Raw genomic sequence first — 16,498 nt, 5'->3', positions numbered from 1 at the left:
CTAGCGAACAAATGGCGTTAGAGAAATCTAACGCCATTTTATTTAGATATCGATGAGAGAGCTCAGACTGTTAACTCGGAAGGCCGCCCATTTCAGAGATAATTGAACCGCTTATATAACTAGAATCTGCATCAGAGGCTAAAAAGACATAAGCAGGGGCTAACTCCTCGGGCTGTGCCGGTCGCTTGATGGGCTGCTGTGATCCAAAATTTTGAATCTTTTCTGGGGAAGATCCCTGATCAGAAGGATTTAGTGGCGTCCACACAGGGCCAGGTGCCACCGCATTCACGCGAATACCTTTTGATATAAGCATTTTCGCCAGGCTTTTTGTGAAAGTATTAATCGCGCCCTTGGTAGATGCATAATCAAGCAGATCTTCGGGGCCTAAGAAGGCTGTCTCAGAGCTAGTGGCAATAATGGAAGAGCCTGGTTGTAAATGTGGAACGGCTGCTCTGGCTAAGTAAAAATAAGCATAGATGTTGGTTTTATAAGTTCGATCCCATTCTTCATCGGTTATATCCTCAATATTTTTTTTTGCGCATTTGGTGAGCGGCATTATTCACTAAAATATCTAGGCCACCCAGATTTTCGATGGCGGTCTCAACCGCTTCTTTGCAGAAGCTTCTATCTGTTAAGTCGCCTTCAATTAGAAAACATTTTCGTCCTATTTTTTCAATTTCACTGTGAGTTTCCTCGGCATCAATACGCTCTTCAGGTAAAAATGTGATCGCCACATCAGCGCCTTCGCGAGCGTAAAGATATGCAACGGCGCGACCGATTCCAGAATCGCCACCCGTGATAAGGGCCTTCTTGCCTTGAAGCTTTCCTGCCGCTTTGTAAAGGGGAGCATGGTAGTATGGTCTTAAGTTCATATCTGCTTCAATCCCTGGAGGCCTTTGTTTCTGCTTTGGAAACGGCGGTTTTGGTTCTGTGTTGATCTGAGGTTTTTGCTCCATAAAACTCCCTTGGTCGGTGTCTTTTTTTAGGATTTAACCTTTTTAGTTACAGAACAAGATGTACTTTGCTTGGTTCAAGTCGAGCTGCTTGAGTTGTAAATAAAGAACTAGCTTAAGGGCCTGTGGTTTACCTAAACAATTATGCCGATCTAATAGACGTGCGCGTGTTTATTATTTCTGTGTTTTTAATAATGGCTTGTGGAAGATCTGAGGCTTCACCTTCAGATCTTGAATTGCTTTATACAAAGCAAATTGGCTGGACCGCTGCTAACGTGGATGACCCTAAGGTCGTTGAGTCTTTTAGGAAGTCTTTTCAATCTTTGCTATCTAATCCAAAGAAAGTTCAAGAGTTGCACTCAGTTCAAGGCAAAGTGGTTCTGCAGCAGGGGCGAAATCTTTTAGCTGCAATCTCTTTGAAAGAACATTTAGAAAAATGTGTCGTGTCCACTGCGGCTGCAAAAGGAGTTTCTGAAGCTGTTGCGAAAGCTTTAAACATTAAAGCACTCGCGCCAAGCAACTGTTTGGAATCTGTTTCCCAAAATAAAAAGCTACAACTTTTTAATAAAGATCTTCAAAACGGTGTTCAGGAAAATGCAAAAAATGAAATTTTAGAAATCGCTCAGAGCCAATTGCAGGCCACGAAAAAGTATTGGAAGGATATTGCAGCAAAAGATCCTATCGATACAGCGGCGGATTTGATGGATCGTCAACGTGATCTTAAAGCACGGACGCCACAAGAAGGTTTAGAACTTCTTTTATATACAAAGGCACTGAAAGATCGAAAAGATAAAGATCTGATTTCTAAAAATGATATCAAAACTGCATTTTCTGAAGTGCAAAGTGAATTAAAAAGAAATGAAGATTATTTAAATGGTCTTACCGGTAAATCTGCGACGGATTCTTTACAAAGTCTAATTGTGACAAACCCGGCCGCGGTCGCTGAGTTTCTTTTGAAAAATCCGGGATCTTCGGACTTGGTCTGCAAAGTTCTTCAAGGATATGACATCAAAGTAAGCCATCAACAAACGCTCGATAAAGCATTCTTTTGGGGAGGCCTTATTGTTGGGGGCGTTTTACTTGTGACAGGTGTGGGCGCTGGTGTCGGAGCTGCAGTTTTATCTGGTACGGCAGCCGCCGCAACACTATCAACGGTTGCCACCGGTGTCGCCATTGCTGGAACAGTCGCTGGTGGAGGAGAAGCCCTGTACGCCTCGTCGAAGGCATACGACTCTTTTGCGGATGCCAGTAACTTACGTTCGTCAGCATTTGGTGAAGGTCTTTCTGGTGGTTTTTCAAGGTCAGACCAAGCAAAACATCAAGCTTATTCTGATTTAGCTGAGGCGGGATTTTCGGCCGTATCGATTCTTCCTATTGGCACGGGGCTCAAGATGATGAAAGAGGCCGCGCAAGCTTCACGTTTAGGTTCATTCGCAAAAGTGGCCAGTGAAGGGGCTGCTATCGAAACTGAAAGTATTAAATCCTTGGCCGTGTCTCTCAAAGAAATCTCAGCGGATAAAGACGTCCTCAAAATTCTAGAGAAGAGCCAAAAAAATGTAAGCTCTGACGAGATGGGTGCATTTTTAGGATACTTGTCAGATCTACCACCTCAAGAGCGTGAAAAAGTATTGACGCTAATAAAGCAAAAGCCAGAGAAAGTATCTGAGGCGATCCGCGAATCTTCAGCCGGAGGAGTTTGTCGATGAAATGGTTCCTCCTTCTAAGTCTATTTTTATCAATGCAAGTTCATGCACAAACAGCGGATGAAATTCGTCGCATCATGAATCCTAAGAGTACTTATTATGATATTCTTGGAGTCAATCCGAATGCCACAGAAGACGAGATTAAGAAAGCTTATCGACGTTTGTTGAAGGCGTATCACCCAGATCGTTACGACACAGATCCCGTTAAAAAGAAAGCGGCGAATACGGTACTTGCTAGGATCAACCCAGCTCGCGATGTGCTCTCCGATGCGGTAGCTCGGAAAAAATATGACCTGAGTATCAAAGTATCTGGCAGCGCGGGCACTGGCGCTGGTCGCACATCCGGATTTACGGCATCAGAGGCCAAAAAATGGACTCCGCAAGATTTTGGTACTACGGAAAAACCTAAAAATACATCAAGTACAAAATCATCGGAAACGCCTAAGCAAGATTCTTCTTATCAGCGAAGTGCGGATAAGGCCTCATCCACGAACAGTTCTAGCTCCGACTCTCGCGCTTCTTCCTCAAATGATTCCGCGGCTTCCGATTTCTCAGAACGAGCATCAAGTCGTACTTCTGAGGCTTCGGCGAACGCATCATCATCGAAGGCTTCACCGTCAACAGCTGACACCGCAGCGAATGCTAAAAACATAAGTCCGGAGGCGCGCGCAGCTGTGAAATTTTATCAGGATACTGCTCGCTGTGGCGGAGAAGGCTTTTTCAAACGCTTCGTGGACGTCATGCTGTAGAATTATGTCGTTCTTTCTTCGAACAGCTTCCAAATTTTTCGAGCAGTTGGGCCAATAGGTCTGTGTTTTGATCTCATCAAACACAATTCAAGACTTAACGGTTCACAAAGATTCTTTTCGATACTGATAAGACCTTTCGTGTTTTCAAATTCAGTTTTAGCAATTCTTCCCCAACCCACACCTTTTTCAATCAGGCGAAGTTTCGTGAAATGATCCGGCGCAAAGATTTTATAACCACCACCATCCAGCAGCGTTTTGATGGGTAAGTCTTCGGTTTTTTGTTTAAGATCTTTGTCGTAAACCACAACTTGTGCGTGCTTTTTCAACAGGCCAGATGTGGCTTTCGTTTTTCCTTCGAGAAGTTTTTTCGAGATGACTCCCACTAAAGAAACACTTTCAATCACGATTTTTTCGATCTTACTGTTATTGCTGCCTGTGTCGGGGGCCAATGCCAAATCTACATCTTCTGAAAGCAGGGCTTCCGTGGCGCCCCCTAGAATGGTTCTTTCCATGATCAAGTTCACAGGAATCGTTGGCTTTGCGCATTCTTGAGCAATAACTTCTAAAACCTCCAGAGAAACCAGCGGATCCACAGAGATGCGAAGTTTGGTTTCGGCTTTGTTTTTACCAAGCTCAATGCCGATTCTGGCCGCTTGATTTGCAGCATCAAGAGCTGTGCGGGCTGCTTTTAGAAAAACAGCACCGGCTTCTGTCAATTTAGGTCGATACTCGTTGCGATCAAAGATCAGGATCCCAAATTCTTCCTCTAGATTTTTAATGCTGGTGCTGAGTGCGGGTTGCGAGCGATGTAAATGTTCTGCAGCAGCGCGAAAGCTTCCTTTTTCAACAATGGCATTGATCACTTCAAGCTGATCTAAATTCATAAAGCCTCGATCATTAAAAAATATCTAATTCATAATAAAATACGTCTTTTTCTTGTTGATGTTAAATATTAAAGTGATGGGATGAGGGGATTTCATGAACGCAGATAGTATTTTCTTTAATGGTCTTTTCACGACAATGGACTCACAAAAGCCGGAAGCGCAAGCGATTGCAGTGACAGGGGATCGCATCATCAAAGTCGGGACTGAAAAAGAGGTGATGGCTTTCAAATCAGCAACGACCAAAATGATTGATCTAAAAGGCAAGCGCGTGATTCCGGGACTTATTGATTCACATATTCACGTGATTCGTGGGGGACTCAACTACAACATGGAACTTCGTTGGGATGGAGTCGAGTCAGTATCAGTGGCTTTGCGCATGCTAAAAGAGCAGGCACAGCGCACACCAGCTCCGCAATGGGTTCGCGTTGTTGGGGGATTCACAGCCTATCAATTTGCCGAGCGCCGAATTCCAACATTGGAAGAAATTAACGAGGTGTCTCCTGATGTGCCTGTATTCATTTTGCATCTCTACGATCGTGCGCTCCTCAATAAGGCGGCAATGAAAGTCTGCGGTTTTACCAAAGATACGCCGAATCCTCCAGGTGGTGAGATTGTTAAAGACTCCAATGGCAATCCCACGGGATTAATTTTAGCGAAACCCAATGCAATGATTTTATATTCAACATTGGCAAAAGGCCCCAAGCTGCCGTTGGATTATCAGATCAACTCAACAAGACATTTCATGCGTGAATTGAATCGTCTTGGTGTCACGGGAGTCATCGACGCCGGTGGTGGATTTCAAAATTATCCGGAAGACTACGAGGTGATTCATAAGCTCGCCGGGGAAAAACAACTCACCTTAAGAATTGCTTACAACCTGTTTACACAAAAACCTAAAGAGGAGCTTTCAGACTTCAAACATTGGGCTGAAGTTGTAAAACCCGGGCAAGGCGATGCATATTACAAGCATAATGGCGCGGGTGAGATGTTGGTTTTCTCTGCCGCAGACTTTGAGGACTTTAGACAACCTCGTCCCGATATGCCTGAATCTATGGAGCAGGATCTTGAATCGGTCGTTAGATTCCTCGCAGAGAAACGGTGGCCCTTCCGTTTGCATGCGACTTATAACGAGACTATCGAGCGGGCTTTGAATGTCTTTGAAAAAGTAAATCGCGATGTTCCTTTCGATGGTATTCACTGGTTCTTCGATCATGCTGAAACCATCTCACAGAAAAACATTGAGCGTGTAAAAGCACTTGGTGGCGGCATCGCTGTTCAACATCGCATGGCTTATCAGGGCGAGTTCTTTGTTGAACGCTACGGGATCGATGAGGCACAGCGCACCCCGCCGATTCCTGAAATGCTGAAGGCAGGGGTTCCCGTAGGCGGGGGCACTGACGCCACTCGTGTTGCGAGCTATAACCCGTGGGTCAGTCTGTATTGGTTGGTCACTGGAAAAACAGTGGGTGGTCTAAAAATGTATCCTGATGAAAGATGTCTCAGCCGCGAACAGGCATTGAAGCTTTGGACGTTGGACAATACATGGTTCTCGAATGAAGAGGGTTTGCGAGGGCAGTTGAAAGAAAATCAACTGGCTGATTTTGTTGTTGTGAGCGACGACTATATGAAGGTTCATGACGAGCAGATTAAAGATTTGTATTCAGTTCTGACTGTTGTCGGAGGAAAAGTCGTTCACGGAGGCGGTGATTTTATAGGCCTTTCTCCGGAGCTGCCTCCCCCAATGCCAGATTGGTCTCCGGTAAAATATTTTGGGGGCTATCAAAATCGTTGGGCGAACTCGCTGACAGCCCAAAGAAAATGCTGCACCCAACACGTGGAAACCAAGACAGTTCGCTATAGCCTTGAAGAGGCGGTCCTGGATTGGAGCTTAGGCTGCTCTTGCTGGGCTTTTTAATGCGGGCCTCTAAAGATGATAAGTTATATGAATCATTATTATTAAAAACTAGTATTATCATTTATCGTCTTTAGGGCCGATACTGTGTTCATCAAAGCGATTAACAAATTAAGCTTAAAGGGGATATTATGATCACAGTTAGAAAATCATCAGACAGAGGGCTTGCAGAACACGGCTGGCTTAAATCTCGCCATACTTTTTCATTTGCAGATTATTACGACCCACGTTTTATGGGTTACAGCGTTCTTCGCGTTATCAACGAAGATCGTATTGAAGGTGGAACTGGTTTTGATACTCACGGACATCGCGATATGGAAATTATCTCTTACGTGATTGAAGGTGAATTAGAACATAAAGACTCGATGGGTACAAACACTGTCATTCGTCCAGGTGAAGTGCAAAGAATGACAGCTGGCACAGGTGTTCGTCACTCCGAATACAATCATATGCCTGATAAGGAAACACACTTTTTGCAAATCTGGATTATGCCAGAAAAACAAGGAATGAAACCAAGTTATGACCAGAAATCATTCTCAAACGATTTCGGTTGCAGCGATTTGATTCTTGTTGGTTCGAAAGATGGCAGAAATGGTTCGATCACGATCAATCAAGACGTTGATATGTATGCTGCAAAAGCGCAAGATGACGGTGAGAAAACATTGAAAACGTATGCGCATCGTCATCTCTGGGTTCAGGTGATTAAGGGTCAGGTCAGCGTTGAAGGCGAAACTCTTCAAGCCGGTGACGGAGCGGCCATCCAAGATGTGGATCATTTGAAACTTCAATGGAAAAAAGGTTCTGAATTTATCGTGTTCGATCTTCCTTAATAAGGAGTGTGAAATGAAAGATAAACTCAACGAAGTCAGTAAACGCTTAAAAGACCTCCACCGTCGCTTCTTAGAACAGGAGCGGGTGGATGCGGAGAAATACTATCAGCGTAGAATTATGCCTTTCGATTTTCTACAAATGTTGACTAATGATCGAAATTTTCGCTGGCTTCAGCCATTTTCAGCTTTGATTGCTGACATCGATGCAATGGTAGATGAAAAAGAAGCTTTAACGGACGCTGATTTGGATGGCGTTAGAATGCAAATAGACGCGGTTTTACATAAAGCGGATGGGCATTCTGCTATTTATGGAAGGTATCAGCATCATTTAGGCGAAGATCCTGAGTTTTTGCTTCTGCATTTAAAACTGCGTGAGGCTTTAAGCCAGATCGAGAATAAAGAGACCAAGAAAGACAAAGAAAGAGAGCATTTCAATGGTTCAGGGACGCCGCTTTAGTAATTTAGGTGCAAAGATCGTAGCAAACCACTTCGAAATCACGGCAGGAACGCCGGTTGATAAGGGAGGTGATGATGAAGGCCCAAGCCCTCATGAAATTCTTGAGGCGGCTTTGAGCGCTTGCACGATCATCACAGCGCAGATGTATGCAAATCGCAAACAATGGAAGTTGGAATCGACGGAAGTGAAAGTGGAAATTCTTTCTGAAAGCAAAGAGGAAACAAAAATTTCTCGCCAGGTAACTTTTAATGGAGACCTGAACGACGAACAAAGAACACGTCTCGCGGATATCATTGAAAGATGTCCGATCCATCTTATTTTGGAAAGTCATATCTCAATTGATACGAAGGTTGTCGAGCCAGTTACGGCCCAATAAGATAATTCCCAAAAGGTGATGCCAGGCAGTGACAGAGTATTTGGTGAATGCTTCAATAGATAATCACGAAGGGATGACAATGAATAAAGGACGTCTTGAGGCTTTTAGTGATGGGGTGCTCGCAATCATTATCACGATCATGGTGTTAGAACTCAAAGTTCCGCATTCGCCGGAATTATCGTCTTTGGTTCCAATGTTGCCGACGTTATTTTGCTATTTGATCAGTTTCATTTACGTCGGAATTTATTGGAGCAATCATCATCATCTTATGCACAGTGTCCGCAAGGTAAATGGGGCGATCCTGTGGGCGAATTTGCATCTTCTTTTCTGGTTGTCACTCGTTCCTTTCACGACAGCGTGGATGGGGGAAAATCATTTTCTGCTCTGGCCGGTGGTTTTTTATGGATTCAATCTGATGATGTCAGGTGTGGCTTATTATATTCTGACCAGAACGTTGCTCAGTATCGAAGGACCCGATTCGACGTTGGCTCGCGCCCTGAAATGTGATTACAAAGGAAAGATTTCGGTTGTTCTATATGCCATTGCTATCGCGGCAGCATTTTACGAATCATGGATTTCTTATTTGATCTATGTAGGGGTTGCGGGAATGTGGCTTGTTCCGGATCGTCGTATCGAAAATATTTTGGTTCACACCGAGGGCTGATTTTAAATCAGCCCAAGCTCTCGAAAGGCTTTCAGATAGGCCTCTTTTTTCCACTCAATGATCATCGCTAAAACTTCGTCGACAGAATGCCAAGTAAAGCGTGCAAACTCCTCTGTAGGACCTAGAATTTTGGGGTCTAGAGAGTTCCCGTCTAAAATATAGTAAATATGTTGTTGCCCCAAAAACTTGCTATCGAAAAGCCCTAAGGGCCATTCGTAATGAATCCAATCTGTAGTTGCTTTAAGAATTTTGATATCGGTAATGCCAACTTCTTCGAACATTTCGCGTTCTAAAGCTTGTAGGGGAGTTTCGCCAACCTCAAGTCCACCCTGAGGAAGTTGCCACTGACCTGGATCGAGAGCTCTTTCTCCCATCAGAATTTTTCCTGATTTAGAAAGAAAGATCCCACAGACGCCTTTACGAAATTTGAACGGGTTCATAACTAGTAATGAGGTGGCTTTTCGTGGCCACGGATCTCAGTACCGTCGCCCAAAGCCTCTTGAATGCGTTTACTGATAATCGTTAGAGTGCTCTGTAGCTTGTCGATGGTCTTTTGTTGTTCATAGATAACTTGGTGAAGCTCTTCGATCACGTGATCTTGATGAGCTACTTTGATTTCAATATCAGTCAGGCGTTGTTCTAGCATTCTTAAACTCCTGAAGAGTTCATCCCATTTTTGAAAGAATCTGTCCAGAAGTCTCAGGCCTTAGGGCGCCTTTCAGCCAAAAAATTACCGGTTTTTACAAGGGAAAGGTCGCTTGAATTTGATATTATAATCCAGCCAGGAGGTTTTTATATGGCTGAATCTCATAATCACAAAGAATCCCATCCGCGTTCAGACATTTGGGGATTATTCAGACCTCGTTCCCCAAAAGGCGATGACAGATTAACTGAGTCCTCACAAGAGTTAGATAATGTAAAACAAATGGAAGATAAAACGGAAACGGTGGTGCTTGATTCAGAAGGGCATCGTAATCGAATCAACCATTATTAATCGATTGTTAGGAATCAATCATTTAGTTCGAATATTCTCAAAGAACTCCGTTAGGAACGCTAATTCAAAATTTAATGAGCTTCTGTATTGTGATTTTGTTTAGTTGCTGTTAGTTTCTGCCCATTCGGAGGAAATTGGTATGGCAGAGAAGGTTCGAAATTTAGCGCAATTCCTAAAAGAGAGACGCGTTGCTGCAGGATTCTCTCAAAAGGAAGTTGCAGATCATCTTGGTTACGATACAGCCCAATTCATCTCTAACTGGGAAAGAGGCATTTCATCTCCGCCAATTTCCGTTTTAAAAAAATTGGCAGAGTTCTATCGCATTTCTGCTGAAAAACTTTTTGATGTGGTTCTTGAAGAGGAAATTCGTCAAACCACGGTCGCTCTTCAACGTAAATTCAAAACTTCGAGGTAGTCCGGCCAAGGACTACAGGCGAGGGTAGTATTCGTGCGGAACTTTGGTGCCGCGACGGACGATCTTTTCAGTCATAATTGAATTTTGCATCATCAAGGATGAAATTAGGTAAGCAACTGAGCAACAGCCAAGTAAAGGCACAAGTCCTACAGGTTGTTTTGTTGCTTCCAACGCGAAAACCACCGATGTCAAAAGAGCTCTCGATGATCCAGCAAACAACGAAGCCATGGCCACCAGGGCAAGAGCTTGTGGATCGACGTGCAACTCAGGGAAATAAGTTGCTAGCAAAGTTCCGACAATCAGTCCAAATGTTGAGCCCAAAGTCAAAAGGGGAGCAAGGGTTCCGCCGGATGTTCCACTGCCCAAAGCAATGGCCCAAGAAAGAAACTTCCAAACCAAAATACTTCCCGCGGCCGCAAGAGTCAGCTTTCCAGAAAGACTCAAGGTAATATTTCCGTAACCCACTCCAAGACTGTGTGGTTCAACCAGGCCAATCAATCCGACAGCAAGACCTCCAATAGCTGGCCACCACATCCAGTGAATAGGCAGATGCTCGAACGCATCTTCAATCCAGTAAATGGATTTCGTAACGGCCACACAAAGAACCCCCATGACCGCTCCAAATACTAGATACAAAATCAAATTTGGAATGTCCGGCGATGTAAGATCCGGCATCGCGAAGAAGGCATCTTTGGAAATAAAAATTGTATGCAGGGTCGCTGCAACCACAGTCGCTAAAGCGACAGGAATGAAGGATCTTGCTCGGAATTCAAAAAGCAAAAGTTCAATGGCAAGCAAAACTGCTGCTAACGGAGTTCCAAAGATCGCCGTCATGCCGGCCGCAGCTCCAGAAGCAAGGATAACTTTTCTTTCGTAAGAACTCATAGGAATGACCTGTCCTAACCATGAGCCCAAAGCACCGCCAGTAGCGATGATCGGTCCTTCCGCACCAAATGGTCCCCCAGATCCGATTGCGATTGCTGAAGACAGAGGTTTAAGGAATGTAATACGACGAGGGATACGACTTTCTTTTTGAAGAATGTTCTCCATCGCTTCGGGAATGCCATGGCCACGAATTGCAGCGGAACCAAAGCGCGCCATTAAACCTACGATCAACCCACCAATGACAGGAACAAATACAGCCATCCAGCCTAAGGTGTTCTCTCCAGGGGCCCGCTCTGTCAGAGAGAAAGATTGAAAATAGAAGATATTAGTAAAAAGTTGGATGCCCCAAAGAAGAAGTTGTGCGATACCCATAGCGGCTACAGCGACTCCACAGCATAAAAAACAGATAAATAAAATACGACGACGTTGAATCAATTCAGTTTCGATCACAAATTTTCTCCCGTGCATTGACCCTGTTCTGCGACGGAAAAATGGTCAATGCATTGGACCTTGCATCGAAACGGCGTGTCAAAAATCAATCGAAACCGACAAGTTCTGAGTCTCTACGCAAGGCCAAGACAAAATTTATTTTTGCAACGACAGGACAGGCTCCGCGACTTTTAGACGATGAAATTCCACAGACCATCTATTTGTGTAAGGACTTTGGAGTTAGACGTGAGATTTCCAATCAAGTTGATCTATGTCTGCTGGTGAATCTCAAAATAGAACGAAAGATTTTTTGAACGTCCATCTTTTCTCCAACATCTCTCTCTATCCTTAAATCATGAGTAACGGTGCTCATAACACCACATCCGACAAGGGAGAAAAGAATGAAACAATCTATTAAAAAAGACTTTCTGATGGTATTTGCTCTTACAGCGATGCTGGCGCCTCTTGCTGGTCGAGCACAGTCTTCAGGAAATAATGATGCTATTCGCGCTGCTTTTGAGGCATGCATTAGTGAAAACAATTTGCAGAAGCCGGAACCTGGCCAACGTCCTAGTGATGCGGATCGTGCAACAATGGACGCGTGCATGAAATCAAAGGGCTTTGACCATCCTCCACGTCCTCCACATGGGCAGCAACAACAGCAAGACTCTAGCAGTTCCTCTTCTTCTGATTCCGCAAGTTAGTTTGGTTGATTTTTTCAAATGAACTTCCATGAAGGGCAGCGTCTTAGGAGGCTGCTCTTTTTTATTTCTTACTTGTACCGAAGTGTTTGTTATAAAGATCCCACGCGCTTACGGCGGAGCCATCCTTGAACATGCAGTAGTCGAATTCTTTTTTCTGTTTATCAAAGAGTACCTGGTTGTTGGCATTGTGATCAAAACAATATCTCGCCGCGGGATTGCCGATGTATGGGGTGGCAGAGTTTTGAGGGGTCACTTTTTCTTGAAGTGCAATCCAGGCCTCGCACTTTGGCGGTTGATTCTCAAGGCAGTTCTCTGAAATTTTAAATCCTTGATAGGAGACGATATTGATATTCTCGTACTGATTTTTGGTGTTCGAGAAATACCTCATCATCACCGCCGTAGGGTCCGTAGCAGCGAGTAAGCTCACTGTCATTAAGATCACGATTAAGGCACTCACGAGAAAGATCTTCATAACTTCATTTTGAAGGCCTCAGCCGATGAGTCAAAGGCTCCGCTTGGAAAATGTCGTCTCACCATGAGATGGTAAAAAAGTTCTGCATGACGACATAAAGGGCAGAGGGGTGTTAAAAGCTTATGCAGGTGAAATGCCTCAGAACCCTTAGGATTTGTTCTACGCTTGGCAACCCTCTTGCAATTTTCATCAGTGAGCTTATCTCTAAAGAGAGGAAGAATTTATGAAAGCCTTAAAAATCACGATCATGAGCCTTATTTTCTCTTCCGCAGCTTTTGCCGCTGTTCCACAACAAGCAAAGGTATCGATGAAAATTGATTCCACTCATGCTCAAATTCAAACTAAAAATATCTCTGTAAAAGAGGGGGACCGCGTCGCTCTTTATGAAGAGGTTTGCCAAGGCCCCAAGGTAAAGCTTTGCCGTAAAGAAAAAGTCGGAACAGGTGTTGTATCACGAGTTATCAACGAAAATGCCTCCGAGATTCAAGTCGAAGGCAATGCAATCATTAAAGAAGGTCTATTGATCGTAAAGCAGTAGTTTAAGCGACCTCTGTTAAAATTAGAAATAAGCCAAAGCTCCAAGGGTGATCATATGAAGTTCTTTTGTGGCGTCACCCTTGCTGTTTGTAAGAACAGCTTGATCAGCACCATCATGACGATATTCCACGTATAAGTTGAAATGCTCTGACAGATTAAACTTGTCTACGACACTCCATACCTGAACTTTATCCGCGCCACGATAGTATGTCGGCGTTGAAAGCCCATTCAAAGCATCTAATTCGCCAGCCCCTAAAAGAGCTTCATAGCGAAGGCCCAAAGTATGCCACTGGAATGCATAAGACAATTGCCCCAAGACGGATTGGGTATAATTCATGGTGCTGCCATCTTGCTTACGTGTGCGGTTGTCATAGGAGGCAGTGAATAGGAAGTCATCAGAGAATTTATATGTGGTCCAAACGTTGCCAGAACTCTTATCGACCTTTGGATTTGGAGCCGTTCCATCGCCATCTGTGCCCCATTGATAGCCCGCGAACCAAAGGAAGCGACCAGCGACACCTGTTGCTGAGGCCTCGGTTGTTTTCGTCGTCGTATAATCGTCGCCAAAAAGGTTGTAGGTACTTCTATTGTATGTGCTCAAAGAGACCGTCAACCATTCACCAGGATTGTATCTCGCGCGAAGACCTTCGCCATAGCCGGGCAAGATTGTCTGGTAAGAGACAGAGTTACTATAAAACACATTCTCAGACTTCAAGAGAGATTCGAAACCCAGTGTCGAACACAGGCGACCAAATCCCACAGAGAATGTCGGAGTAAACTTATAATAAAGCTCTAATTGATCCAACGTGCCGATGTTGGCCTGGGATGTTCCTGCGGTTGTCTGATAGCTCGTCGGCTGATAATTAAGACGGGCTAGGAATGAAAGCTCGTCAGTTTCCTTTGTAAGTTGAAGTTGGGCCTGATTGAAACGATATTGTTCGTTCAAAGCCCCACCAACTGCGGGGTAGGTGTTTTCGCCGGACGAAAGAAAGTTATAGTCAAAGCTAGCTTCACCTTTAACTGTAAGTCCCGCAACGTCAGTCGCCGATGCATTCAAGCCCCACAAGGTAGCGATGATGGGAAGGCTGATTATTTTAAGTCTCAAGGTGTTCTCCTGATTTCTTTGACGGATCTTTGAAGATCCGTAGCAAGACAAATATCGGGAAAGCTGGATCTTCCTTAAGTCCAGGAAGTAAAATATAATCTAAACTTGAATGTCCAAATGTTAGTTTTTTTAGATTTGAAATTTATCAGTCTCAAAAAGAAATCGAACATTAAATTTTCTGCTGCCTAAACCGGGGCCCTAATTTTTCAGGCAAATCTGTCCGAAAAGAAAAGTCGAAAGAATTTTTATCGTATTACGATTGTGCGAAAGGCTTGAGCATGGCGCAGAGTTCTCTGACCCTTTGGTTTAAAGGTATTAAGGGTCGTCTTTTATTTGTTTCAGTTTTTCCGTTCCTGGCATTTGCTGTCATCTTTGGCTTTACATTTAATGGTCTCAGTCAGATCAGCGCTATCGTAAGAAGTACCCACACTGAGATTCTTCCAAACATCTCCGCAATAGATGACATGCGCATTGCTCAAAACCGTTTCGGCTATCGTATTTGGGAAGGTATCGTCAATCCCGAGGACCGTGCAAAGACTGTAAAGGAAAGTAAAGAATCCATTGCCATGTTCAAGGATGGTTTCAAAAAATATACAAATGCTTCTTTTGCACCTGAAGAGCAAAAAATGTATGAGGACGTGAAAGGCGATTTCCCTAAATTTCTAGAGAAAGCAGAAACTATTCTCGCTGATTTAGAGAAAAACACTCCCGAGTCTGTAAGTGCAGCACGCAAGGTCCTGGATGAAGAGCTTCATCCTATTGCCACTCGTCTTGAAAATTTCAACGAGAAAGTGATAGCTTACTACCATACCAGAGCCGGCATTGAGGCTAAAGCATTTGAAGTGACACGCTCTCAAATAATATATTTGATTTCTTTGGTCACTCTTTGTGTGGGCTTCGCCATTTTTGGGCTATTACTTCTTATGGCTGCAAAAATCTCAAATTCTGTAGGCGCTATCGCTGCAAACCTTTCTTCCGCAAACAGCCGCGTCGTAGATGCGGTTCACCAATTGAGTGAAGCGGGCGGCGCTCTCTCCCAAAACTCCACGCAAGCCGCAGCATCTTTAGAAGAAACCGTGGCGGCCCTTGAAGAGATGTCTTCTATGGTGCAAATGAATTCAGACAATGCCAAACAGGCGGCAGCTCTTTCAGCAGCCTCGAAAGAGGCCGCGGAAAAAGGCGAGTCTGAAATCAAAAATCTTATTCAATCTATGAATGAAATTTCTCAGTCATCTAAAAAGATCGAAGAGATCATTTCTGTTATTGATGACATTGCCTTCCAAACAAACTTATTGGCGTTGAATGCCGCAGTCGAAGCTGCTCGTGCGGGAGAGCAAGGGAAAGGTTTCGCCGTTGTTGCTGAGGCCGTTCGAGCCTTGGCGCAAAGAAGCGCATCATCCGCGAAGGATATTTCATCACTGATTAAAGACTCGGTCTCTCAAGTGGAAAGAGGCAGTGAGATTGCAGATACAAGCGGTGAAGTTCTTGCGAACATCGTGAATTCCATCAAAAAGGTATCTGACTTAAATAATGAAATTGCCGCTGCTAGCGGCGAGCAGACGACAGGGATTCAACAAATTAGTAAAGCAATGAATCAGTTGGATCAATCATCTCAATCGAATGCGGCCTCAGCAGAGGAGATCGCAGCAACCACTGGTGAAATCAATAGTCTCGCAGAGACATCTAGTCAGCTTACGATGGATCTGAATCTCAACGTGATCGGTGTGAGTTCTCAAGAGAAAAAAACTACTCCAACGACAGAGAAAAAAACGTTAATAGCTAAACCCTCTCCTACTAACTCGGGCAAATCTTCGAATGTAGTTCCGCTTAAAAAAGTAGCAAAAGCGACTATTGAGGTCGCAAAATCTGCTAAGGCTACCATTCCTTTTGATGAGGATGATGATCCAAGATCAAAAATCGGCAGCGCAGAAGGTTTCTGAAAAGCTCGAAAATAAAGCAAAAATCCGCAAAAATGCCCACTTATTAAGCATAGATGGGCATTTGCATGTCTGCGGCAAAAAGTTTTTAAAAAATGCTTGCCGAGCTCCGCGAAACTAATCTATAACCCGGTCTCCTTCGATGTTCCGTTTTTAAAACGACCTCTGACTAAGAGTTAACTCTTTGATTTGTATTCAAAGTTAATCTTCGGCAGATGAACACGAGCATTTTTCTGAATAATCTTTCAAAAAGATTTTTGAGAAAAATGATTTTAGGGTGTTGACAGGGCATTAAGCCTTCGATATAAACCTTACCTCTCAGCAACAATGCAAATTAATGCTGAGAAAAAGTTCGCTCTTTGAAAACTGAATAGCTAGAAGAAAAGATTTTTGGGCTCTTAGTTGAATAAGCAATTATTCGACACAATTTCAAAAATATTCGAACAAACAACAGCGTAAAAGCTAGCTTGTTTGGGATGAAACAGAATTTAA

Annotated in this window: 18 protein-coding genes and 1 pseudogene; 12 read left to right on the top strand and 7 right to left on the bottom strand. The window is 43.8% G+C overall.

Features of this window, described 5'->3' with window-relative positions:
- Positions 1-70: 70 nt before the first annotated feature.
- Positions 71-956, bottom strand: a pseudogene (locus VF412_RS20060) (SDR family oxidoreductase).
- A gap of 122 nt (positions 957-1,078) precedes the next feature.
- Here VF412_RS20060 and VF412_RS08125 point away from each other — a divergent pair.
- Positions 1,079-2,659, top strand: coding sequence for a tolA protein (locus VF412_RS08125; protein ID WP_331338729.1), 1,581 nt, complete (start codon positions 1,079-1,081; stop codon positions 2,657-2,659).
- Positions 2,656-3,405: a J domain-containing protein gene (locus tag VF412_RS08120; protein WP_331338728.1), complete on the top strand. Its 750-nt coding sequence runs from the start codon at positions 2,656-2,658 to the stop codon at positions 3,403-3,405. The genes VF412_RS08125 and VF412_RS08120 overlap by 4 nt, the downstream gene beginning before the upstream one ends.
- Positions 3,406-3,407: 2 nt before the next feature.
- On the opposite strand, the gene VF412_RS08115 is transcribed toward VF412_RS08120, so the two are convergent.
- Positions 3,408-4,289 (bottom strand): LysR family transcriptional regulator, encoded by an 882-nt coding sequence (locus tag VF412_RS08115; protein ID WP_331338727.1) that lies wholly within the window; start codon positions 4,287-4,289, stop codon positions 3,408-3,410.
- 94 nt (positions 4,290-4,383) lie between these two features.
- Between VF412_RS08115 and VF412_RS08110 the strand changes: the two genes are divergently transcribed.
- From VF412_RS08110 to VF412_RS08090, 5 genes are all read left to right on the top strand, one after another.
- Positions 4,384-6,204, top strand: coding sequence for an amidohydrolase (locus VF412_RS08110; protein ID WP_331338726.1), 1,821 nt, complete (start codon positions 4,384-4,386; stop codon positions 6,202-6,204).
- 128 nt (positions 6,205-6,332) lie between these two features.
- On the top strand, positions 6,333-7,031 hold the full coding sequence (locus VF412_RS08105; protein ID WP_331338725.1) for a pirin family protein: 699 nt from the start codon (positions 6,333-6,335) through the stop codon (positions 7,029-7,031).
- Positions 7,032-7,044: 13 nt separating this feature from the next.
- Complete coding sequence (locus tag VF412_RS08100) at positions 7,045-7,488, top strand: hypothetical protein (RefSeq protein WP_331338724.1); 444 nt, start codon at positions 7,045-7,047, stop codon at positions 7,486-7,488.
- Positions 7,466-7,864 (top strand): OsmC family protein, encoded by a 399-nt coding sequence (locus tag VF412_RS08095; protein WP_331338723.1) that lies wholly within the window; start codon positions 7,466-7,468, stop codon positions 7,862-7,864. The genes VF412_RS08100 and VF412_RS08095 overlap by 23 nt, the downstream gene beginning before the upstream one ends.
- Positions 7,865-7,943: 79 nt before the next feature.
- Positions 7,944-8,528 carry a TMEM175 family protein gene (locus tag VF412_RS08090; RefSeq protein ID WP_349259000.1) on the top strand — a complete coding sequence of 195 codons (585 nt, stop codon included), beginning with the start codon at positions 7,944-7,946 and terminating at the stop codon, positions 8,526-8,528.
- A 2-nt stretch (positions 8,529-8,530) separates the two neighbouring features.
- On the opposite strand, the gene VF412_RS08085 is transcribed toward VF412_RS08090, so the two are convergent.
- Positions 8,531-8,968 carry an NUDIX domain-containing protein gene (locus VF412_RS08085; protein WP_331338721.1) on the bottom strand — a complete coding sequence of 146 codons (438 nt, stop codon included), beginning with the start codon at positions 8,966-8,968 and terminating at the stop codon, positions 8,531-8,533.
- 2 nt (positions 8,969-8,970) lie between these two features.
- Positions 8,971-9,174, bottom strand: coding sequence for a SlyX family protein (locus VF412_RS08080; RefSeq protein WP_331338720.1), 204 nt, complete (start codon positions 9,172-9,174; stop codon positions 8,971-8,973).
- Between the two features lie 150 nt (positions 9,175-9,324).
- Between VF412_RS08080 and VF412_RS08075 the strand changes: the two genes are divergently transcribed.
- Positions 9,325-9,522: a hypothetical protein gene (locus VF412_RS08075; RefSeq protein ID WP_331338719.1), complete on the top strand. Its 198-nt coding sequence runs from the start codon at positions 9,325-9,327 to the stop codon at positions 9,520-9,522.
- Positions 9,523-9,661: 139 nt separating this feature from the next.
- Positions 9,662-9,937, top strand: coding sequence for a helix-turn-helix transcriptional regulator (locus VF412_RS08070; protein ID WP_331338718.1), 276 nt, complete (start codon positions 9,662-9,664; stop codon positions 9,935-9,937).
- A 12-nt stretch (positions 9,938-9,949) separates the two neighbouring features.
- Here VF412_RS08070 and VF412_RS08065 read toward each other — a convergent pair whose 3' ends face one another.
- Complete coding sequence (locus tag VF412_RS08065; RefSeq protein ID WP_331338717.1) at positions 9,950-11,272, bottom strand: chloride channel protein; 1,323 nt, start codon at positions 11,270-11,272, stop codon at positions 9,950-9,952.
- A gap of 380 nt (positions 11,273-11,652) precedes the next feature.
- On the opposite strand from VF412_RS08065, the gene VF412_RS08060 reads away from it, so the two are divergent.
- The gene (locus VF412_RS08060) at positions 11,653-11,955 is read left to right on the top strand and encodes a hypothetical protein (RefSeq protein WP_331338716.1); all 303 of its coding nucleotides are present in this window, start codon (positions 11,653-11,655) and stop codon (positions 11,953-11,955) included.
- A 61-nt stretch (positions 11,956-12,016) separates the two neighbouring features.
- Here the strand turns inward: VF412_RS08060 and VF412_RS08055 are convergent, their stop codons facing one another.
- Positions 12,017-12,427: a DUF333 domain-containing protein gene (locus VF412_RS08055; protein WP_331338715.1), complete on the bottom strand. Its 411-nt coding sequence runs from the start codon at positions 12,425-12,427 to the stop codon at positions 12,017-12,019.
- Between the two features lie 223 nt (positions 12,428-12,650).
- On the opposite strand from VF412_RS08055, the gene VF412_RS08050 reads away from it, so the two are divergent.
- Positions 12,651-12,965: a hypothetical protein gene (locus VF412_RS08050; protein WP_331338714.1), complete on the top strand. Its 315-nt coding sequence runs from the start codon at positions 12,651-12,653 to the stop codon at positions 12,963-12,965.
- Positions 12,966-12,986: 21 nt separating this feature from the next.
- Here VF412_RS08050 and VF412_RS08045 read toward each other — a convergent pair whose 3' ends face one another.
- A complete protein-coding gene (locus VF412_RS08045; RefSeq protein ID WP_331338713.1) occupies positions 12,987-14,069 on the bottom strand; it encodes an outer membrane beta-barrel protein in 1,083 nt (360 codons plus the stop codon).
- Between the two features lie 278 nt (positions 14,070-14,347).
- On the opposite strand from VF412_RS08045, the gene VF412_RS08040 reads away from it, so the two are divergent.
- Positions 14,348-16,009: a HAMP domain-containing methyl-accepting chemotaxis protein gene (locus tag VF412_RS08040; RefSeq protein ID WP_331338712.1), complete on the top strand. Its 1,662-nt coding sequence runs from the start codon at positions 14,348-14,350 to the stop codon at positions 16,007-16,009.
- Positions 16,010-16,498 lie beyond the last annotated feature (489 nt).

Source organism: Bdellovibrio sp., assembly GCF_036384735.1.
Lineage (GTDB): Bacteria > Bdellovibrionota > Bdellovibrionia > Bdellovibrionales > Bdellovibrionaceae > Bdellovibrio.
The sequence above is the reverse complement of the archived record's forward strand: the minus strand, read 5'-3'. Positions and strand labels throughout refer to the sequence as shown.

Bases quoted from the DNA above. Each gene is read 5' to 3' on its own strand.
- VF412_RS08120 (WP_331338728.1), top strand. From the start codon at position 2,656: ATGAAATGGTTCCTCCTTCTAAGTCTATTTTTATCAATGCAAGTTCAT.
- VF412_RS08115 (WP_331338727.1), bottom strand. From the start codon at position 4,289: ATGAATTTAGATCAGCTTGAAGTGATCAATGCCATTGTTGAAAAAGGA.
- VF412_RS08110 (WP_331338726.1), top strand. From the start codon at position 4,384: ATGAACGCAGATAGTATTTTCTTTAATGGTCTTTTCACGACAATGGAC.
- VF412_RS08105 (WP_331338725.1), top strand. From the start codon at position 6,333: ATGATCACAGTTAGAAAATCATCAGACAGAGGGCTTGCAGAACACGGC.
- VF412_RS08100 (WP_331338724.1), top strand. From the start codon at position 7,045: ATGAAAGATAAACTCAACGAAGTCAGTAAACGCTTAAAAGACCTCCAC.
- VF412_RS08095 (WP_331338723.1), top strand. From the start codon at position 7,466: ATGGTTCAGGGACGCCGCTTTAGTAATTTAGGTGCAAAGATCGTAGCA.
- VF412_RS08090 (WP_349259000.1), top strand. From the start codon at position 7,944: ATGAATAAAGGACGTCTTGAGGCTTTTAGTGATGGGGTGCTCGCAATC.
- VF412_RS08085 (WP_331338721.1), bottom strand. From the start codon at position 8,968: ATGAACCCGTTCAAATTTCGTAAAGGCGTCTGTGGGATCTTTCTTTCT.
- VF412_RS08080 (WP_331338720.1), bottom strand. From the start codon at position 9,174: ATGCTAGAACAACGCCTGACTGATATTGAAATCAAAGTAGCTCATCAA.
- VF412_RS08075 (WP_331338719.1), top strand. From the start codon at position 9,325: ATGGCTGAATCTCATAATCACAAAGAATCCCATCCGCGTTCAGACATT.
- VF412_RS08070 (WP_331338718.1), top strand. From the start codon at position 9,662: ATGGCAGAGAAGGTTCGAAATTTAGCGCAATTCCTAAAAGAGAGACGC.
- VF412_RS08060 (WP_331338716.1), top strand. From the start codon at position 11,653: ATGAAACAATCTATTAAAAAAGACTTTCTGATGGTATTTGCTCTTACA.
- VF412_RS08055 (WP_331338715.1), bottom strand. From the start codon at position 12,427: ATGAAGATCTTTCTCGTGAGTGCCTTAATCGTGATCTTAATGACAGTG.
- VF412_RS08050 (WP_331338714.1), top strand. From the start codon at position 12,651: ATGAAAGCCTTAAAAATCACGATCATGAGCCTTATTTTCTCTTCCGCA.
- VF412_RS08040 (WP_331338712.1), top strand. From the start codon at position 14,348: ATGGCGCAGAGTTCTCTGACCCTTTGGTTTAAAGGTATTAAGGGTCGT.